Origin of the sequence: Roseomonas sp. TAS13, assembly GCF_001950415.1 — a bacterium.
GTDB classification, from domain to species: domain Bacteria; phylum Pseudomonadota; class Alphaproteobacteria; order Acetobacterales; family Acetobacteraceae; genus Roseomonas; species Roseomonas mucosa.
The window spans coordinates 1-894 of sequence record NZ_BDLP01000730.1 but is presented as its reverse complement, the minus strand read 5'-3'; the positions used below and the strand labels follow the sequence as shown (position 1 = coordinate 894).

Here is an 894-nt window from a genome sequence, read left to right as displayed (position 1 = left end):
GCGCCATTCCCGGGTCTCGCCGCCCGCCTCGGCCGGCAGCCGGGCCCGCGGTACCGCGATCTCCACCGCCCCGAAGCTGCCCGTCAGCCGCCGCAGCCGATGACCGTGGCGATGCCCCGCCGGAATGCCGCCACGCCGCTCGTAGCGGCCCCGGCCCAGCGCCGCCTCCAGCTCCTGCTCAACCAGTTCCTCGATCAGACCGCGGATCCGGCCCCGGATCCCCGCCTCCAGCGGGTCGAACCAAGCTTCCCCAGCGAACAGACCGTCCCCGGTCGCGTCCTTGCTGCTATCCTCATCCATGGCGTGGTCTCCACCGGCGCGCCAACGCCGGGCATGGCTCGTTGAACAAGCCGGAGACTACGCCACCCCTTTTCCCACCACAGCCGCGACAGCACCTGTTCAGGGCCGACTACCACACTACACGACAGTGATGGCTGGGAGGCCAGGGATCAGTTGAAATGGGGATTCATCCCTCGCGCAGAAGGATCCTTGCCATGACTGCTCTTCCCGGCTCTCTCGTATCGACACTATCACCGCATCTGGCCCTGAGCAGCCGCCGCCTGGAAACGATGGTGGTGATCATCCTGGGGCTGGTGAATGGCCGTACCGTGAACCTGAGCCACATCGCCAGCCAGTTTTCCGGGCCGGCGCGTCTTTCCTCCAATTACCGTCGTCTGCAGCGTTTCTTTCAGTTCGTGCGGCTCGACGAAGCATGGCTTGCCCGCACCCTGATCGGACTTTTGAACCTGCGCTCGCCGTTCACGCTGTGTCTGGACCGGACCAGCTGGAAGGTGGGTGCGAAGGACATCAACCTTCTGGTGCTGGCGATTGCCGCGCGTCGGGTGCGCATCCCCATCCTGTGGAGCGTGCTTGCGGCGGGCTGCAGCAGCACCA

The 894-nt window shown here is 66.1% G+C and carries 1 protein-coding gene and 1 pseudogene; one reads left to right on the top strand and one right to left on the bottom strand.

From position 1 onward, the window contains the following. Positions 1 to 300, bottom strand: a 300-nt coding sequence (locus tag ROTAS13_RS25175; protein ID WP_171979250.1) for a transposase, incomplete at its 3' end; no start/stop codon positions are given. 194 nt (positions 301 to 494) lie between these two features. On the opposite strand from ROTAS13_RS25175, the pseudogene ROTAS13_RS25170 reads away from it, so the two are divergent. Further along, a pseudogene (locus tag ROTAS13_RS25170) lies at positions 495 to 894 on the top strand (hypothetical protein); the annotation flags it as partial.